15 protein-coding genes are annotated in these 14,791 nt (G+C 39.2%); 5 read left to right on the forward strand and 10 right to left on the reverse strand.

The genetic code is table 11. From position 1 onward, the window contains the following. From EZ444_RS12890 to EZ444_RS12910, 4 genes are all read left to right on the forward strand, one after another. On the forward strand, positions 1-1,188 hold the full coding sequence (locus EZ444_RS12890; protein WP_131609428.1) for a hypothetical protein: 1,188 nt from the start codon (positions 1-3) through the stop codon (positions 1,186-1,188). Positions 1,189-1,414: 226 nt separating this feature from the next. Beyond that, complete coding sequence (locus EZ444_RS12900) at positions 1,415-2,005, forward strand: Crp/Fnr family transcriptional regulator (protein WP_131609432.1); 591 nt, start codon at positions 1,415-1,417, stop codon at positions 2,003-2,005. An 89-nt stretch (positions 2,006-2,094) separates the two neighbouring features. Then, the gene (locus tag EZ444_RS12905; RefSeq protein ID WP_131609434.1) at positions 2,095-2,625 is read left to right on the forward strand and encodes a YceI family protein; all 531 of its coding nucleotides are present in this window, start codon (positions 2,095-2,097) and stop codon (positions 2,623-2,625) included. A gap of 47 nt (positions 2,626-2,672) precedes the next feature. Further along, entirely contained in the window at positions 2,673-3,551 is an 879-nt protein-coding gene (locus tag EZ444_RS12910) for a pirin family protein (protein WP_131609435.1), read from the forward strand. Between the two features lie 323 nt (positions 3,552-3,874). Here the strand turns inward: EZ444_RS12910 and ispF are convergent, their stop codons facing one another. Together ispF and porV are read right to left on the reverse strand one after the other, a co-directional pair. Next, positions 3,875-4,357, reverse strand: coding sequence for a 2-C-methyl-D-erythritol 2,4-cyclodiphosphate synthase (gene ispF / locus EZ444_RS12915; protein ID WP_131609437.1), 483 nt, complete (start codon positions 4,355-4,357; stop codon positions 3,875-3,877). A 76-nt stretch (positions 4,358-4,433) separates the two neighbouring features. After that, positions 4,434-5,621: a type IX secretion system outer membrane channel protein PorV gene (gene porV, locus EZ444_RS12920; RefSeq protein WP_131609439.1), complete on the reverse strand. Its 1,188-nt coding sequence runs from the start codon at positions 5,619-5,621 to the stop codon at positions 4,434-4,436. Positions 5,622-5,843: 222 nt separating this feature from the next. On the opposite strand from porV, the gene EZ444_RS12925 reads away from it, so the two are divergent. Continuing rightward, positions 5,844-7,424, forward strand: a complete 1,581-nt coding sequence (locus EZ444_RS12925) for an SUMF1/EgtB/PvdO family nonheme iron enzyme (RefSeq protein ID WP_131609441.1) — start codon at positions 5,844-5,846, stop codon at positions 7,422-7,424. A 71-nt stretch (positions 7,425-7,495) separates the two neighbouring features. On the opposite strand, the gene EZ444_RS12930 is transcribed toward EZ444_RS12925, so the two are convergent. Genes EZ444_RS12930 through EZ444_RS12965 form a run of 8 tightly spaced genes read right to left on the reverse strand, consistent with a single transcriptional unit; the run spans position 7,496 to position 14,784 of the window. Then, complete coding sequence (locus EZ444_RS12930) at positions 7,496-7,993, reverse strand: biotin/lipoyl-containing protein (RefSeq protein ID WP_131609443.1); 498 nt, start codon at positions 7,991-7,993, stop codon at positions 7,496-7,498. Between the two features lie 2 nt (positions 7,994-7,995). Next, a complete protein-coding gene (locus tag EZ444_RS12935) occupies positions 7,996-8,649 on the reverse strand; it encodes a DUF4159 domain-containing protein (RefSeq protein ID WP_131609444.1) in 654 nt (217 codons plus the stop codon). Continuing rightward, on the reverse strand, positions 8,646-9,350 hold the full coding sequence (locus EZ444_RS12940; RefSeq protein WP_131609446.1) for a 16S rRNA (uracil(1498)-N(3))-methyltransferase: 705 nt from the start codon (positions 9,348-9,350) through the stop codon (positions 8,646-8,648). The genes EZ444_RS12935 and EZ444_RS12940 overlap by 4 nt, the downstream gene beginning before the upstream one ends. Positions 9,351-9,360: 10 nt before the next feature. Continuing rightward, positions 9,361-10,677 (reverse strand): hemolysin family protein, encoded by a 1,317-nt coding sequence (locus EZ444_RS12945; protein WP_131609448.1) that lies wholly within the window; start codon positions 10,675-10,677, stop codon positions 9,361-9,363. Further along, entirely contained in the window at positions 10,678-11,229 is a 552-nt protein-coding gene (locus EZ444_RS12950; protein WP_131609450.1) for an inorganic diphosphatase, read from the reverse strand. A gap of 2 nt (positions 11,230-11,231) precedes the next feature. Then, positions 11,232-11,894, reverse strand: coding sequence for a DedA family protein (locus EZ444_RS12955; protein WP_131609452.1), 663 nt, complete (start codon positions 11,892-11,894; stop codon positions 11,232-11,234). 45 nt (positions 11,895-11,939) lie between these two features. Further along, complete coding sequence (locus EZ444_RS12960) at positions 11,940-13,313, reverse strand: NADH-quinone oxidoreductase subunit N (RefSeq protein WP_131609454.1); 1,374 nt, start codon at positions 13,311-13,313, stop codon at positions 11,940-11,942. Positions 13,314-13,317: 4 nt separating this feature from the next. Further along, on the reverse strand, positions 13,318-14,784 hold the full coding sequence (locus EZ444_RS12965; RefSeq protein WP_131609456.1) for a complex I subunit 4 family protein: 1,467 nt from the start codon (positions 14,782-14,784) through the stop codon (positions 13,318-13,320). Positions 14,785-14,791 lie beyond the last annotated feature (7 nt).

Raw genomic sequence — 14,791 nt, forward strand, 5'->3', positions numbered from 1 at the left:
ATGATTGAGCGCTACAGGAATAGTTTTAACACTTTATTTACTAAAGAAAAGTATCTTGAGTTTATCCATAATCTTGAAGAAGGCTTTGTAAAAATTCCTTTTAGAGTGGCTGAAACTCCAGTATTTATACCCAAAGCTTTAGAAAAGCAATTAATTGCTGCCGGAGCAGAGCTCATTGCCTTAATTAAACAACCAGACTTCAAAACTCTGACCAATGATGCTATTCCTGCAGCTTGGAACGTAGCTAACGAGAACGACCATCCCCATTTTTTGTCCTTCGATTTTGGTATTTGCAAAGACGATCAGGGTAATCTGCTGCCTAAACTAATTGAGATGCAGGGCTTCCCTTCTCTTTATGGCTTTCAGGCGCATTTAGCAAACACATACAAAACAACATTTAATTTGCCTCATCATTTAAGCCCCTATTTTAACGGACTAAATGAGGCTCAATATATTGATTTACTTAAATCGATTATTTTAGGTAAGCATCAGCCACACGAAGTGGCCCTGATGGATGTAGATGCTCCGGAACAAAAAACGTTGATCGATTTCTTGATCACCAAACAATTTCTTGGCCTAAAAATACTAAGCCTAACCGACATATTTAAAGAAGGACAAAATCTATTTTATCAGGAAAACGGCAAAAAAGTACAGTTAAAAAGAATATACAACCGGCTTGTATTTGATGAGATTGCGGATCAAACAGCGTTGTTTAAAGGCAACTTTGATCCGCGAGAGGCATTAGATATAGAATGGATTACCCATCCCAACTGGTTTTACAGAATAAGCAAGTATACCATGCCTTTTCTCAAAACTGAGTTTGTCCCAGAAACGCATTTTCTAAATACGTTAACTGCTATCCCTGCGGATCTGGAGAATTACGTATTGAAACCTTTGTTCTCTTTTGCAGGAAAGGGTGTAATTATTGATGTGACACTGGCTGATATCCATAACATAAAGGATCCTCAGAACTGGATTTTGCAAAGAAAGGTGATTTATGAACCTGTAGTACAAGCACCTGAGGGTGGTATAAAAGTAGAAATCAGGCTGATGTATTTATGGCCAGATGGACAGGAGCCCAAACTTTGTATTAACCTGACCAGATTAAGCAGAGGTAAAATGATTGGTGTAAGTTATAATAAAGATTTTGACTGGGTAGGCGGCACTGTCGGTTTGATGGAACGCTAAATTTACATTTAACAGACCCCTTTTGCCCAAGGGCTTTATATTTTTGTAATATGGATATTCAAACGATTTTAGTGACCTTACTATTTGCCGCCGCCATATTCTATGTCGGCCGTATAGTATATCGCGCTGTATCTCCTAAAAGCGGAGGTTGTGCTTCGAATTGTAAATGCGGTGTCGACTTTTCTAATATCGAACCCAATAAGAAATAGATCTCATCCATAATTATATGCTGGAGCAATTTAAAGCCTACCTACAGAACAAAGTCGCCATCACAGATGAGCAATTTGAACTTATTTCCGGCAAACTAAAAATAAAAACCTTTGAAAAGAATGAAATGATCCTGATGAAAGGTGAAGTTTCGGCCCACGGTTATTTTGTAATGAGCGGCCTATTGCGCAGTTATTCGATAGACAGCAAGGGGAAAACGCATATCATACAATTTGCACCCGAACAATGGTGGCTATCTGACCGTAACGGGATGCTTTTTAACGAAGCTTCTGATTTCTTTATTGATGCCATAGAACGGACAGAGGCTGTAGTGATTCCCAAAGATTATATCAATGATGCTGCGAAAATTGTTCCCTGCATGCATGATTTTAACCACACCATCCTCAACAATTCGATCAGGTTTATGCAAAAACGGATCAATATGCTCCTAAGTGCAACCGCCGAAGAGCGTTACCTGAATTTCATAAAACTCTATCCAAATCTTACCTTAAGGGTACCACAATGGATGATAGCGTCCTATCTGGGCATCACGCCGGAGTCGCTAAGCAGGGTCCGCAAAGACCTGGCACATAAGCATTTTAAAATTTAATGCTTTCTTAACATACATCAATGTAGCGCTAAACATATCACCATAACTTTGTGTTGTTAATTAAAAGAAATATATAAAACAACAATATTATGGCAACTACAACTTGGGTTTTAGACCCTGCTCACAGTGAATTACAATTTAAAGTAAAACATTTAATGATCACTACTGTAACTGGTAGCATGAATGTATTAACTGCAACATTAACTTCTGAATCAGACGATTTCCAAGGCGCTCATGTTAATTTCGAAGCTGAGACTGGATCAATTGATACTGGAAATACCGATCGTGATACGCACTTAAAAAGCGGCGACTTCTTTAATGCTGATGAATTTCCAAAAGTTAGCTTTGAATCTACTTCGTTCGAAAAGGACGGAAGTGACTATGTACTAGCAGGTAATTTAACCATTAGGGATGTAACCAAATCGGTAAAATTAGATGTAGAATTTGGTGGTATCGCTACTGATCCATGGGGAAATACTAAAGCTGGATTTACCTTAAGTGGGAAAATTAAAAGAACAGATTTCGGCTTAACCTGGAATGCAGCTTTAGAAACTGGTGGCGTAATGGTAAGTGAAGATGTAAGAATTTTAGGTGAATTACAATTCGTAAAACAAGCCTAAGTAGAATTAAAACAACGCATCCAATCGTAATAGAGAAAGGAGAAAAGATGGAAGCAAATACAAAACAGGTGTCGGCTGTATTAAGTCCGCCGGCACCACATATGGTTGGTGATGGGTTTAGGGTACATAACTTTTTCCCCAGCGGTTACAAAATTAAAATGAGCCCATTTTTTCTGCTTGATTACAACGCTAAAATTGGATTTTCGGCGAGAAATGAACCTAGAGGCGTTGGCGTACACCCACACAGGGGCTTCGAAACTGTAACCATTGCCTATCACGGCGCCGTAGCGCATCACGATAGTGCTGGCAACAGCGGGGTAATTTATCCTGGCGATGTACAATGGATGACTGCAGCGAGAGGAATATTGCATAAGGAATTTCACGAAGCAGAATACAGTAAAAAGGGTGGTGATTTTCAGATGGTGCAACTATGGGTTAATTTACCAGCCAAGGATAAAATGAGTCCGCCAAAATATCAGGGCATTAAACATGAAGATATTGCCAAACACATTTTATCTGATGATGGTGATGCCATTGAAGTCATTGCCGGAACATACCAGGACACCAAAGGTTCTGCGAGTACTTTCAGCCCCATTAATGTGTACAATGCACGCCTAAACAAAGGTGGAAAAGCGGAGTTTAGCTTCCCGGCAACGTATAATACTGGGCTTGTAATTATTGAAGGCCGTATACAAGTGAATGATGCTGAAGTAGCTGAAACAGACCAATTTGTTCATTTTAAAAATGAGGGCACGGAAATTAAAATTGAAGCTTTAGAAGATAGTGTGGTTTTAATCCTTAGTGGCGAACCTATTAATGAACCTATTGCGCAATACGGTCCTTTTCTGATGAACACGGCTGAAGAAATACAACAGGCTATTAGTGATTATAATCAAGGTAAGTTTGGGTATTTGGAAGAAGAATAAGAGAAGAAATGACCGTTCTCTTCAACGGCTGCATTGCTTCGCTGAAGGGCGAAGAACGCTGAGGCCGTTTCTGAGAAGGTAATTTCTTTGCTTACTACAGACCTAGAAGGGGTAAAAAAGACAGAAACCTCGTTCTAGTAACAAGAAAAAAAGGCAATGCCCCGGAATCTATTCCGGGGCATTGCCTTTTTCATTTATAGGAATAACTAAGTTCTCAAAGCAGTTCCGTTTATCCTTATTGTGAAAGAAAAATTACCTTCTCAGAAACGGCCTCAGCGTTCTTCGCTTCTTCGGCGAAGTAATGCAGCCGTTGAAGAGAACGGTTATTTTTCACGTTGAATTAAGCACACTGCATAAGCAACAACACCTTCTTCACGACCGATAAAGCCCATTTGTTCATTGGTAGTCGCTTTTATGGAGATATCTTCAGTTGAGATCCCCGCTGCTTCAGCAATATGTTGTTGCATAGCAGGAATATGAGGATTGATTTTAGGTGCCTCAATGCACAGCATGGCATCGATATTACCTATTTCGTAACCTTTATCGGTTAATAGTTTAACTGTTTCTTGTAGCAAGATCAGGCTGCTGATTCCCTTCCAGCGAGGGTCAGTATTTTTAAAATGATAGCCTATATCTCTTAAATTGGCAGCCCCAAGTAATGCGTCGCATATTGCATGTAGTAATACATCGGCATCCGAATGCCCAAAAGCCCCACTATGATGTTCCAAATTAACCCCCCCAACTATAAATGGATGGTTTTCTTTTAACTGGTGTACATCAAATCCAAAACCTACTTTAATTTTCATTCTTTACGTATTTTCTATTTTACACTCTTTCTATTACATGCGTTCTATTACACCCTCGTCGGGTTTAGCGCAATTATTAAGGCTGGTTTCCTGCAGCTCCAAAATTAAATAGCATGCTAAACCTTAGCGTATTGGCCAGGGGGCTTTTCTGCACATTTGCGACCAGGTAGGCAATATCAATATTAAACACATTATACTTTAAACCAGCCCCAAGGGTAAAATAACGCCTGTTTCCTTTAGTCGGACTTTCGTAAAAGTAACCGGTCCTTAAAGCAAATTGCTGATTGTACCAATACTCCATACCGGCAGCAATATTGATTTCTCTTATCTCTTCTTTAAAGCCGCCCGGAGCATCATTAAAGGACCCAAAAATACCGGCAGGCACCGAGCGATCGGGATCTTCGCCGGCAATAATTTTTCCATTTGCATCATAGATAGGTTGGGTAGGTACCAATAATTTATTAAAATCCAATGCAAAAGTAAACTGGTTATAATCATCAATCAGAAAAGTTGAAGCACCACCAATTTTGAGATTTGTGGGCAGAAAATAACTATTCCCTTTATCCGAATAACTGAGCTTTGTACCAATATTCGAAATGTTAAGTCCCGCAGAAACAATTGCATCAGTGCCCAAAAATATAGTAGGCTTTTTAAAAAAAGCAGAAACATCAACAGCGACCGCTCTACCTGGACTAACCTGCTGTCCTGCCGAAAATTGGCCCGAAGTAAGATTGGAATAAATATATCTTAAGGAAGTCCCTAAGGAAAAAGTGGCGTCCAGCTGTCGGGCATAAGTAATATCGGCAGCCAATTCACTAGGTGTGTAAATACCCAAATCCTGCTGATTTACGTCGGTCAACTGGATTTCTCCGAGGTTAAAATATCGCAAAGAGCCACCTATTGTTGTTTTTTCATTCGGCTTATAAAAGCCGCTAACATAAGTCAGGTTTACATCAGGCACAAGACTTTTTAGCCAAGGACTGTAAGAAATCGCAAAACCATATTTCTTGTCTAAAAAGGCTAATTTAGAGGGGTTTATAGCCATTGCATTCCCATCGGGCTGCACAGCTACCCCCACATCTCCCATACTTCCCGAACGGGCATCGGGTGTGATGAGTAAAAAAGGCACACCTGTAATAATGTTGTTGGTCACACTGCCATTAGTTAGGGTACCAGGTTGCACCTCCTGGGCAGACAGATCCTTAGAAACTGCAAGCAAAGAAAATACACATAAAGCAGTTTTAACGAAGCGCCCTAAATTCATCAGCTCTGAATAATTTAACAATTATTGAACGCAAGTTAACATAGTAAGGAGTAATTTCAAAGTATTGTGTCCTTCTATAGTTTTAAATTAACTCCTTATTTTAAATTATTGATTATGTTCTTGCAGCGTAATCCTTTTTTTGTGTAATTTTAACTCTTAGTAATGTTAAAGGTGATTTAACCTCATACGATAACGCTTATAGATAGATTTATACTACATTAAATGAAAAAAACATCCTTATTTTCACTTATTTCCGTAATGGCTATTACCTCTTTTGTTTCCTGTAAATCTAAATCAGGATCATCAGATAAAACGGGAATGGCCTACAACAAACAGGAATATGGCGGTTTTGCGGTAAATAATAGATACAGACGTGGCCCAGGCCCCGGTTTGGTGGAGATTGAGGGTGGTGCCTTTGTAGTTGGTGGTAGTGCAATTAATGTACCCGGACAAGAGTTAGGCAATTACAACCATAAAAAGGAAACTACAGTTAACTCCTTTTATATGGACGAAACTGAGGTTTCTAACACCAACTGGTTAGAGTATCTAAACTGGATACGTACCAACTTCCCTAAAGATTACGAATATTACTACACTGAACTACCTGATACATTGGTTTGGCGTAGACCACTTTCTTATAATGAGCCATACGTAGATAATTATTTAAGACATCCTGCCTATCAGGATTATCCAGTAGTTGGTGTGAGCTGGGAACAAGCAGCACGCTATTGCGAATGGAGAACAGATAGGGTTAACGAATTGTTGCTTCGCGAGCGTGGTTATATGACCAGCTTTAGAGACTTAAACGGCGGTACTGCAAGAGCTAATGGTGCTGGCGCTGCAGCTGGCCCCAAATCTACCGGACCTTTTAGTACTGGAACTTATTTAAACGACCAGATCGATGATAAGGGGAAAAGAGCAATGAGAGATTTAAACCCTTCCAGTGCAGGAGCAGCCACCGGCAAAAACATGGCAACCAGAAATGTAAGACTTGAAGACGGTATTTTGAAACAGCCTTATCGTTTACCTACGGAAACGGAATGGGAATATGCTGCATTGGGACTTATTGGTAATACTCAATATGAAAACATCAATGACAATAAAATATATCCATGGAGCGGCTTAGGCTTAAGCTCGGCTAAGAAAAGCACTAGAGGATTGATACTGGCCAACTTTAAAAGAACTAAAGGTGATTATATGGGTGTTGGTGGTTCATTAAATGATAAAGGAGCAATTACTGTTGCTGTAAGATCCTACACACCAAACGATTTCGGACTTTACAACATGGCTGGAAACGTAAATGAATGGACTGGAGATACCTACCGTGTGAGTACATTCGAAGCGGCAGAGGCTTTCAACCCATTCAGGGGTAACCTTTACCAGGATAAAAAGATCATTGATGCAGTTACGGGTAAGATTGCTGTTGACAAGTACAACAGACCTGTCATGATCAATGCCTTAAACGCAAAAAAACAAACCTGGGCAGAAAAACAAGCAGCAGCAGCAAAACCTGATTCTGTAAAAACCTTCAATGCCGATCAACGTGGTTACAGAGATCCAGAAAGCGAATTGTATGGTGAGATTACCTTGGTAAACAACCAATCAAAGGTATATAAAGGTGGCTCATGGAATGATCAGGCACTATGGCTTAATCCTGCAAGCAGAAGATTTTTGCAACAAGACGAATCCTCAGCAGATATCGGTTTCCGTTGCGCAATGAGTATGCTAGGTGCACCTGAAATTCATCCAGCAGGGAAAGCTCAGTTTAAAAACAAACCACCTAGAGGTTTCAAAGGAAGATAATCCAACCGAATTATAAACAAGAAAAGCTGCGCTTCAAATGAAACGCAGCTTTTTTTTATGCCTCTTTTTAGTTAGGAGAACTGTATCAGCACTTCGTTTTTCTCGACTTTAACGCCCTTATTAACCAGAACTTTCTTAACCGTACCACTACTTGGTGATTTAAGGATATTCTCCATCTTCATCGCTTCCAATACCAATAGGTTATCCCCTTTATTCACTTCCTGACCTTCTGCAACCATGATATTCAATACCAAACCAGGCATCGGTGCTTTAACTTCCAGCATCTTATTAGCCTTTGTATTGTCAAGGCCAAGCTGCTTAAGCAACAGGTCGTATTGGTCTTCAATGGCCACTTCATAAAGTGTTCCATTCACCTTAACTACACTTTTCTTTTCTGCCTTATCCTCAGAAACCAATTCTATATTGTATGATTTGTTATTGTATATAACATGTGTATGGCCATCTGCAAGTGTTGTCGAATCAATCTGTAACTCCACACCATCTACTTTCAATAGCTTTTGCTCAAGTTCTACATCAAAATTATATCGGTCATTTACTTTTACATTCATAGTTATTGTGTTAATGCATACTGAATTAAATTTGCACCCATTTTAAGTGCGCTTGTCCGCTTTTCCTGAGTATCCTCAGGATAGGTGCCAAAATCTTCCCAACCATTGCCTAGATCGCATTCAAATGTGTAATAACAAACAATCCTGTTCTGCCATGTCAAGGCATATCCTTTAGCAGGCTTACCATCATGTTCGTGTATTTTAGGAAGCCCATTAGGGAACTTAAACTTTTGGTTGTATAGACTGTGGTTGGCTGGCAATTCTACAAATGACAATTCAGGAAAGACCTTTTTCATCTCTGTACGGATAAACTTATCCAGGCCATAATTATCATCAATATGGAGGAAACCACCGCCAATTAAATATTTACGGAGATTAGCAGCCTCAGCATCACTAAAAACCACATTCCCATGTCCGGTAAGATAAACAAAGGGGTAATTAAAAATATCAGCACTACCTACTTCCACAATTGCTTCTTGTGGGGCAAAATTGGTTTTAAGGTTTTGATTACAAAATTCAATCAGATTTGGCAATGCCGTACGATTGGCATACCAATCGCCACCACCATTGTATTTCAACTTCGCTATTTTATAGGTAGGCACCCAGAAACTACTCAGCAGCACAACTGTTAAAAGAAGTAAAAACCGTCCCCTCATCTATTTAAATAATTCACTTCAAAACAAGCAGCCAAGGCCGCGGTTTCTGTTCTTAATCGTGTATTACCTAAAGTTAAGGGTTTATAGCCGCTTTGCAAAGCCAATTCAATTTCAGTACCTGTAAAATCGCCTTCGGGGCCAATAAGGATCGTGTAACGTTCCTTTGGTCTGGTTACCTCGGCAATAAACTGCCTTGGTTCATTATCCAAACAATGCGCAATCATTTTAACGCTATCGTTAGCTTGTTTTAGAAAAGTGGATAAGCTAATTTGGGGATTTAATACCGGGTGATAAGCTTGCAGCGATTGCTTTACTGCAGAGGTGATGACCTTATACAGGCGGTCCTCTTTAACGATTTTCCGCTCCGATCGATCACAAATAACTGGGGTAATTTCATCAATACCAATTTCAGTAGCCTTCTCCAGAAACCACTCTAAGCGGTCTATGTTTTTGGTGGGTGCAATTGCAATGTGCAGGTGATGATTGCGCTTATTGTATTCATGCTTTGCTTCCACCACCTTAAGGCTCACATGCTTTTTATGCTCCCCTGTAATTTCAGCCTTATAAAGACCGCCAATACCATCAATCAAGTAAACCATTGCACCGGTACCCAAGCGCAAAACTTTAGTACAATGCTTGCTCTCCTCCTCATTTAAAACATACTCGTTGGAGCTGATATCCGGGGTATAAAAAACATGCATTGGTTTGATTTTAATGTAAGTCTATCGCATCGCTTTTATTGATCACCAACTCCAGCTTAATGGTCTCTATATTTTGTTCTGTTTTCTTTAAGATCGTAAACAAGTAGCCATAGCATTCTTCGCTATCTCCAACCTCAGGTATTTTACCAAAAGCATGAGATACCAATCCACCTACAGTATCAAAATCTTCATCCTCAGGAAGGTCGTGTGGGAGGTGCTCATTTACATCATAAACTGTAGCGTAAGCATTAATGATAAATTCGGTATCAGATATCTTTTCTACTGTAGGCTTCTCCTCATCATACTCATCCTGTATTTCGCCAACAATTTCTTCTACAATATCTTCAAGGGTAACCATACCGGCAGTCCCACCAAACTCATCAATTACAATAGCAATTTGAATGCGTTTTTGCTGAAGTTCACTCAACAGATCATTGATCTTTTTAGTTTCAGGAACAAAATAAGGCTTTCTAATGATGTCACTTAACGTCCAGTCCTTATTTTGAGCCAACAACGGAAGGATGTCCTTAGCATGCACAATACCGATAATCTTATCAATAATATCATCGTATACAGGGAGGCGTGAATATCCTTCCGAAATAATCATTTCAACGACTTCCATTTTAGGGGTAGAAAGCTCTACACCAGAAATCTTAGTACGTGGAACCATAATATTTTTTACTACACGCTCATTAAAATCAAAAACGTTTTTAATCAGCTCATGCTCATTCGTGTCTAATGCGCCACTTTGCTTTCCCTGATCCAGCAAATAGTAAAGCTCTTCGGTACTGTGAACAGAATCATGTCCACCAATAGTAGAGATACCAAATACTTTCAAGACAATATTGGCAAAACCGTTTAGCACCCATATAAAAGGTCTAAACAACCAATAAAATGCCTGAAGTGGCAGGGCGATAAACAATGTGGTAGCCACTGGTCTTTGGATGGCAATAGATTTTGGTGCCAATTCTCCAAAAACAATGTGCATTACCGTAATGAACAAGAAGGCCAATCCGGTTGAAATAGAAGTTATCAATACCTCAGAAAGTTGGAAATTGATCAGCAAGTCATGCACAAGACTGTGCATAACAGACTCACCCACCCAACCTAAACCAAGAGAGGCCAGGGTAATTCCCAACTGTGTTGCGGCAAGATAACCATCCAAATGCTGGGTAATGTGTTTTGCGATGTTAGCAACACGGCTCCCGGATTTAGCTTTTATCTCAATCTGAGAAGCCCGAACTTTTACAATTGCAAACTCAGCAGCAACAAAAAAGCCGTTTAGGGCGACCAGAAAAAAGGTAAAAAATATTTTGAATAACTCCATTTAAGATTTATTTCTAAACTCTTTGTCGTAAAGCTCCATGCTTTCTTGTATTACTTTGTGTGCGTAACGCACTCCAAGTAAATGTTCAATTGTTACTTGTTTTTCTTCCAAAGCTTTGTAATCCTGGAAAAACTTCACGATTTCTTTCATTGTATGTGGAGGCAATTCCGCAAGGTCATTGATGTAGTTTACCGACATGTCGTTTTTAGCTACCGCAATAATCTTATCATCTTGCTCACCATTGTCTACCATGTGCATTACACCGATAACTTTGGCTTCAATAATGGTCATAGGATAAACATCCACAGAACATAGTACCAGGATATCTAATGGATCATTATCATCGCAATAAGTTTGCGGGATAAAGCCATAATTTGCAGGATACATTACAGAAGAAAAAAGAACACGGTCTAATTTAATTAGATTCGAATCCTTATCAATTTCATATTTCGCTTTTGATCCCTTAGGGATTTCAATAATTGCATTCACTATCTCTGGCACATTGTGGCCTGGAGATACACTGTGCCACGGGTGATGGTCGTCTTTACTCATTTTTATTGTTCAGTATTTGATAATTCATCATTGCCATCCTTAACCACTTTCTTTTTCACAAAGGTATAAATCAGCGGAATTGTAGTGATGACAATAAAACCTATAATTATATATAATAAATAATCGTTAATCTCTTTTTCAAATCTTTTGCCCAGAAAATAACCAAGCAAAGTTAAGGAAGCTATCCATATTAATGCACCTGCAACATTGTACAAGGCAAATCTTTTAAAATCCAATTTTACTACACCAGCAAAAATCGGTGCAAAAGTTCTAACGATGGGTACAAATCTACCCATAATCAATGCAAAAGCTCCCTGCTTATTGTAATATTCCTCTGCAGCCTTTAAATAACGGCGTTTAAAGAAGAAAGACTCCTTCCGATGATACAATACCGGGCCCGTCTTTCGACCAAACCAATACCCTACAAAATTGCCTGAAACTGCAGAAACACACAGACCAAAAATCAGGACATAGATATTTACATCTAATTTGCCTGTGGCGACAAACATACCGGCAAGGAACAAAAGATAGTCTCCAGGCAGAAAAAACCCAAAGAACAAGCCTGTCTCGGCAAATATCACGAACATTACAACGTAAAAACCACCTTCTCTAAGTAATTTTTCGGGATCAATGAAGTGCTGTAATGTGGTCCAGAAATCGTGCATATTTCAATTATTCGTAAAACTACAAATAATTATCAATAGAAAAGCCTATATCAAATTTAAAATTACCGCTGGATATACCCCTAAAAATATGGTAATCAAAGCCGAGAAAACAAGCACCAACTGGTATTGAAAAGGCGTTTGTAATTCCGTCTCGCTACCTTCTTTGAAATACATAGCCACAATAACTCTAAAATAATAATAGAAGCCTACCAGTGCATTTAAAATAGCAAAAGCAACCAGATATACCTGGTACTCCTTCATCACATTTAAAAACATCAGGTATTTCCCGATAAATCCAGCCGTAAGTGGAATTCCTGCAAGCGAAAGCATCGCAATAGTCAATATTAACGCCGTAAATGGATTACGTTTAGCCAGGCCATTAAAGCTATCGAAATTGTCGTTTCCAGTCTTCTGCTTCACCAAAATTAAAACCGCAAAAGCAATGATCGTTGCAAAAGTATAAGCAGCAGCATAGACCAATACATTGTTAGCCGAATTTGCAGTTAAAGCAATTAGTGAGAATAACAAATAACCCGCATGTGAGATACTCGAATAGGCCAACATTCTTTTAAAGTTCTTTTGGAACAAGGCCGTTACGTTTCCGATTAACAAGGTTAAACATACGATAGCCATCAATGGTGGCATCCAGAAATCATGTAAAGGCGCAAAAGTACCCGCAAACAAACGAAGGAATGCAGCAAAACCTGCAGTCTTAACGATCGTAGACATGAAGGTCGTAATCAATGTAGGCGCACCTTCATATACATCCGGTGTCCAAAAGTGGAATGGAGCAGCTCCAATCTTAAAACATAAGCCAACCATTAGCAATATGATCCCCGGATAAAACATCGGAGAAATTGATTTATAGTTGGTCACCAAATACTGATTGATTACTCCAAGATCAAAAGATCCTGTTGCACCGTAAATCAGCGTAATTCCAAATAAAAGAAAACCTGTAGAGAATGCACCCATCAGGAAATACTTTAATGAAGCCTCATTAGAGGCAAAGTTACTTTTACGTATACCCGCAAGGATATATAAACTCACCGACATGATCTCCACGCCGATAAACAACATCGACATATTTGTATAGGAAACCATGATCACGATACCTGTAAGGGCAAAAAGAATCAAGGTAAAGTACTCCGCAATATTTTCGCTGTCTGCAGCAAAGTAGTTTTGAGTAAGTAAAAATATAAGTAAAGTACCAAATACCGTTATTCCGGTAAATGCCAATGCAAAATTATCCATTTGCATCATGCCATAGTAGCTGTGATCGGCATTCCAGCCTGTGGCCACAAAAGCCAACGAGGTAAGTAAACCAAGTAAGGTAATGGGTAATAACGCTTTTTTAGCCTTAAACAAACCTGCGTAAAGCACCACTAAAGCTGTAACAGTTATTGTTATAATGATATTCATTTCCTTAGTTTACCGATGTTAATTTTTGTGTTACCTGTTCTATTAAATGTTGTACCGACGCCTCAGAAAGCTGCAGAATTGGTTTTGGATAAACACCCAATACAATAACCAATGCACAGATAACGTACAATACAACCTGCTCTGATCCTTTTATATCTGTAAAGCCAATGGTCAGTTCATTGGTTTTGCCCAGCATAATGTTTTGATACATTCTGAACATATAAACCGCACCAAAAATGATGGTTAAACCGGCAAATATTGCCGCCCATAAGCTATATTGATAAATACCAATCAGTAAAAGGAATTCCCCTATAAATCCATTGGTTCCCGGTAAAGCTACCGTTCCCAGAAGAATAATCAGAAATGCGATGGCCAACTTAGGTGCTTGTTTAGCAATACCACCCAATTCAGCAATCTTGTAAGTCCCCATACGGCCGGCAATAATATCCAGCACGAAGAACAAACCTACCACGTTTATACCATGACTCAACATCTGGATCATTGCACCCTGCATACCTTGCACATTTAAAGCGAAGATACCAGCAGCGATTAAACCAACGTGACCAATCGAAGAGTAAGCAACCAATCTTTTGGCATCCTTTTGTGTAAATGCAATCAAAGAAGCATAAACCACGCCGATGATAGATAAAATGATCGCCACATGTCCCCATTGCTGAACGCCAGCTGGTACGATAGGCAATAACCATCTGATCACACCATAAATACCCATTTTAAGCATGATACCCGAAAGTAACATGGTTCCTTGAGTCGGAGCTTCGGTATAGGTGTCAGGCTGCCAGGTATGGAAAGGAAATATTGGCATCTTAATCGCAAAAGCAATAAAGAAAGCCCAGAATATCCATGCCTGTTGAGTTGAATCTAAACTAAGGCTATAAAATGCCTGTATGTCGAAATTATTTGAAGGGTTCTGTAAATAAAGGTAAATGATACCTAACAACATGAACAATGAACCTGCAATCGTGTAAACAAAGAACTTCATGTTTACTTTAATGCGGTTTTTACCACCCCATATCGCACAGATAAAGTAAATTGGAATCAAAGCTGCTTCCCATCCAATATAGAATAGGAAAGCGTCCATAGCGGTAAACACCACCAATAAACCACTTTGCATAAACAATATCAAAGCGAAAAAAGCATTCGCATTTTTATACTGATGTTGGTAAGCCGAAAGAATGATGAGCGGAACCAATGCGTTAGTCAACAGTATCATGATCATGCTAATCCCATCAACACCGGCGTGGAAACTAATTCCAAGATCTTTTATCCATGGACAGTTTACCACAAACTGTGTGCTTGCATCCGGGATAAAATTACATACCATAACCAAGGCCAGGGCTAAAGAAACAATTGCATTAACCAATGCAACATGTTTTGCTCCATTTCCCGTAAACGCCGTAACCAAGGCGCCAAGCAATGGTATAAATATAAGAAGTAGTAAAAGTTGTTCCATTATCTTT

The organism is Pedobacter hiemivivus, from assembly GCF_004331685.1.
Lineage (GTDB): Bacteria > Bacteroidota > Bacteroidia > Sphingobacteriales > Sphingobacteriaceae > Pedobacter > Pedobacter hiemivivus.

Bases quoted from the DNA above. Each gene is read 5' to 3' on its own strand.
- EZ444_RS12890 (WP_131609428.1), top strand. From the start codon at position 1: ATGATTGAGCGCTACAGGAATAGTTTTAACACTTTATTTACTAAAGAA.
- EZ444_RS12935 (WP_131609444.1), bottom strand. From the start codon at position 8,649: ATGAGGGGACGGTTTTTACTTCTTTTAACAGTTGTGCTGCTGAGTAGT.
- EZ444_RS12930 (WP_131609443.1), bottom strand. From the start codon at position 7,993: ATGAATGTAAAAGTAAATGACCGATATAATTTTGATGTAGAACTTGAG.
- EZ444_RS12910 (WP_131609435.1), top strand. From the start codon at position 2,673: ATGGAAGCAAATACAAAACAGGTGTCGGCTGTATTAAGTCCGCCGGCA.
- EZ444_RS12945 (WP_131609448.1), bottom strand. From the start codon at position 10,677: ATGGAGTTATTCAAAATATTTTTTACCTTTTTTCTGGTCGCCCTAAAC.
- EZ444_RS12905 (WP_131609434.1), top strand. From the start codon at position 2,095: ATGGCAACTACAACTTGGGTTTTAGACCCTGCTCACAGTGAATTACAA.
- EZ444_RS12925 (WP_131609441.1), top strand. From the start codon at position 5,844: ATGAAAAAAACATCCTTATTTTCACTTATTTCCGTAATGGCTATTACC.
- ispF (WP_131609437.1), bottom strand. From the start codon at position 4,357: ATGAAAATTAAAGTAGGTTTTGGATTTGATGTACACCAGTTAAAAGAA.
- EZ444_RS12955 (WP_131609452.1), bottom strand. From the start codon at position 11,894: ATGCACGATTTCTGGACCACATTACAGCACTTCATTGATCCCGAAAAA.
- EZ444_RS12940 (WP_131609446.1), bottom strand. From the start codon at position 9,350: ATGCATGTTTTTTATACCCCGGATATCAGCTCCAACGAGTATGTTTTA.
- EZ444_RS12900 (WP_131609432.1), top strand. From the start codon at position 1,415: ATGCTGGAGCAATTTAAAGCCTACCTACAGAACAAAGTCGCCATCACA.
- EZ444_RS12950 (WP_131609450.1), bottom strand. From the start codon at position 11,229: ATGAGTAAAGACGACCATCACCCGTGGCACAGTGTATCTCCAGGCCAC.
- porV (WP_131609439.1), bottom strand. From the start codon at position 5,621: ATGAATTTAGGGCGCTTCGTTAAAACTGCTTTATGTGTATTTTCTTTG.
- EZ444_RS12960 (WP_131609454.1), bottom strand. From the start codon at position 13,313: ATGAATATCATTATAACAATAACTGTTACAGCTTTAGTGGTGCTTTAC.
- EZ444_RS12965 (WP_131609456.1), bottom strand. From the start codon at position 14,784: ATGGAACAACTTTTACTACTTCTTATATTTATACCATTGCTTGGCGCC.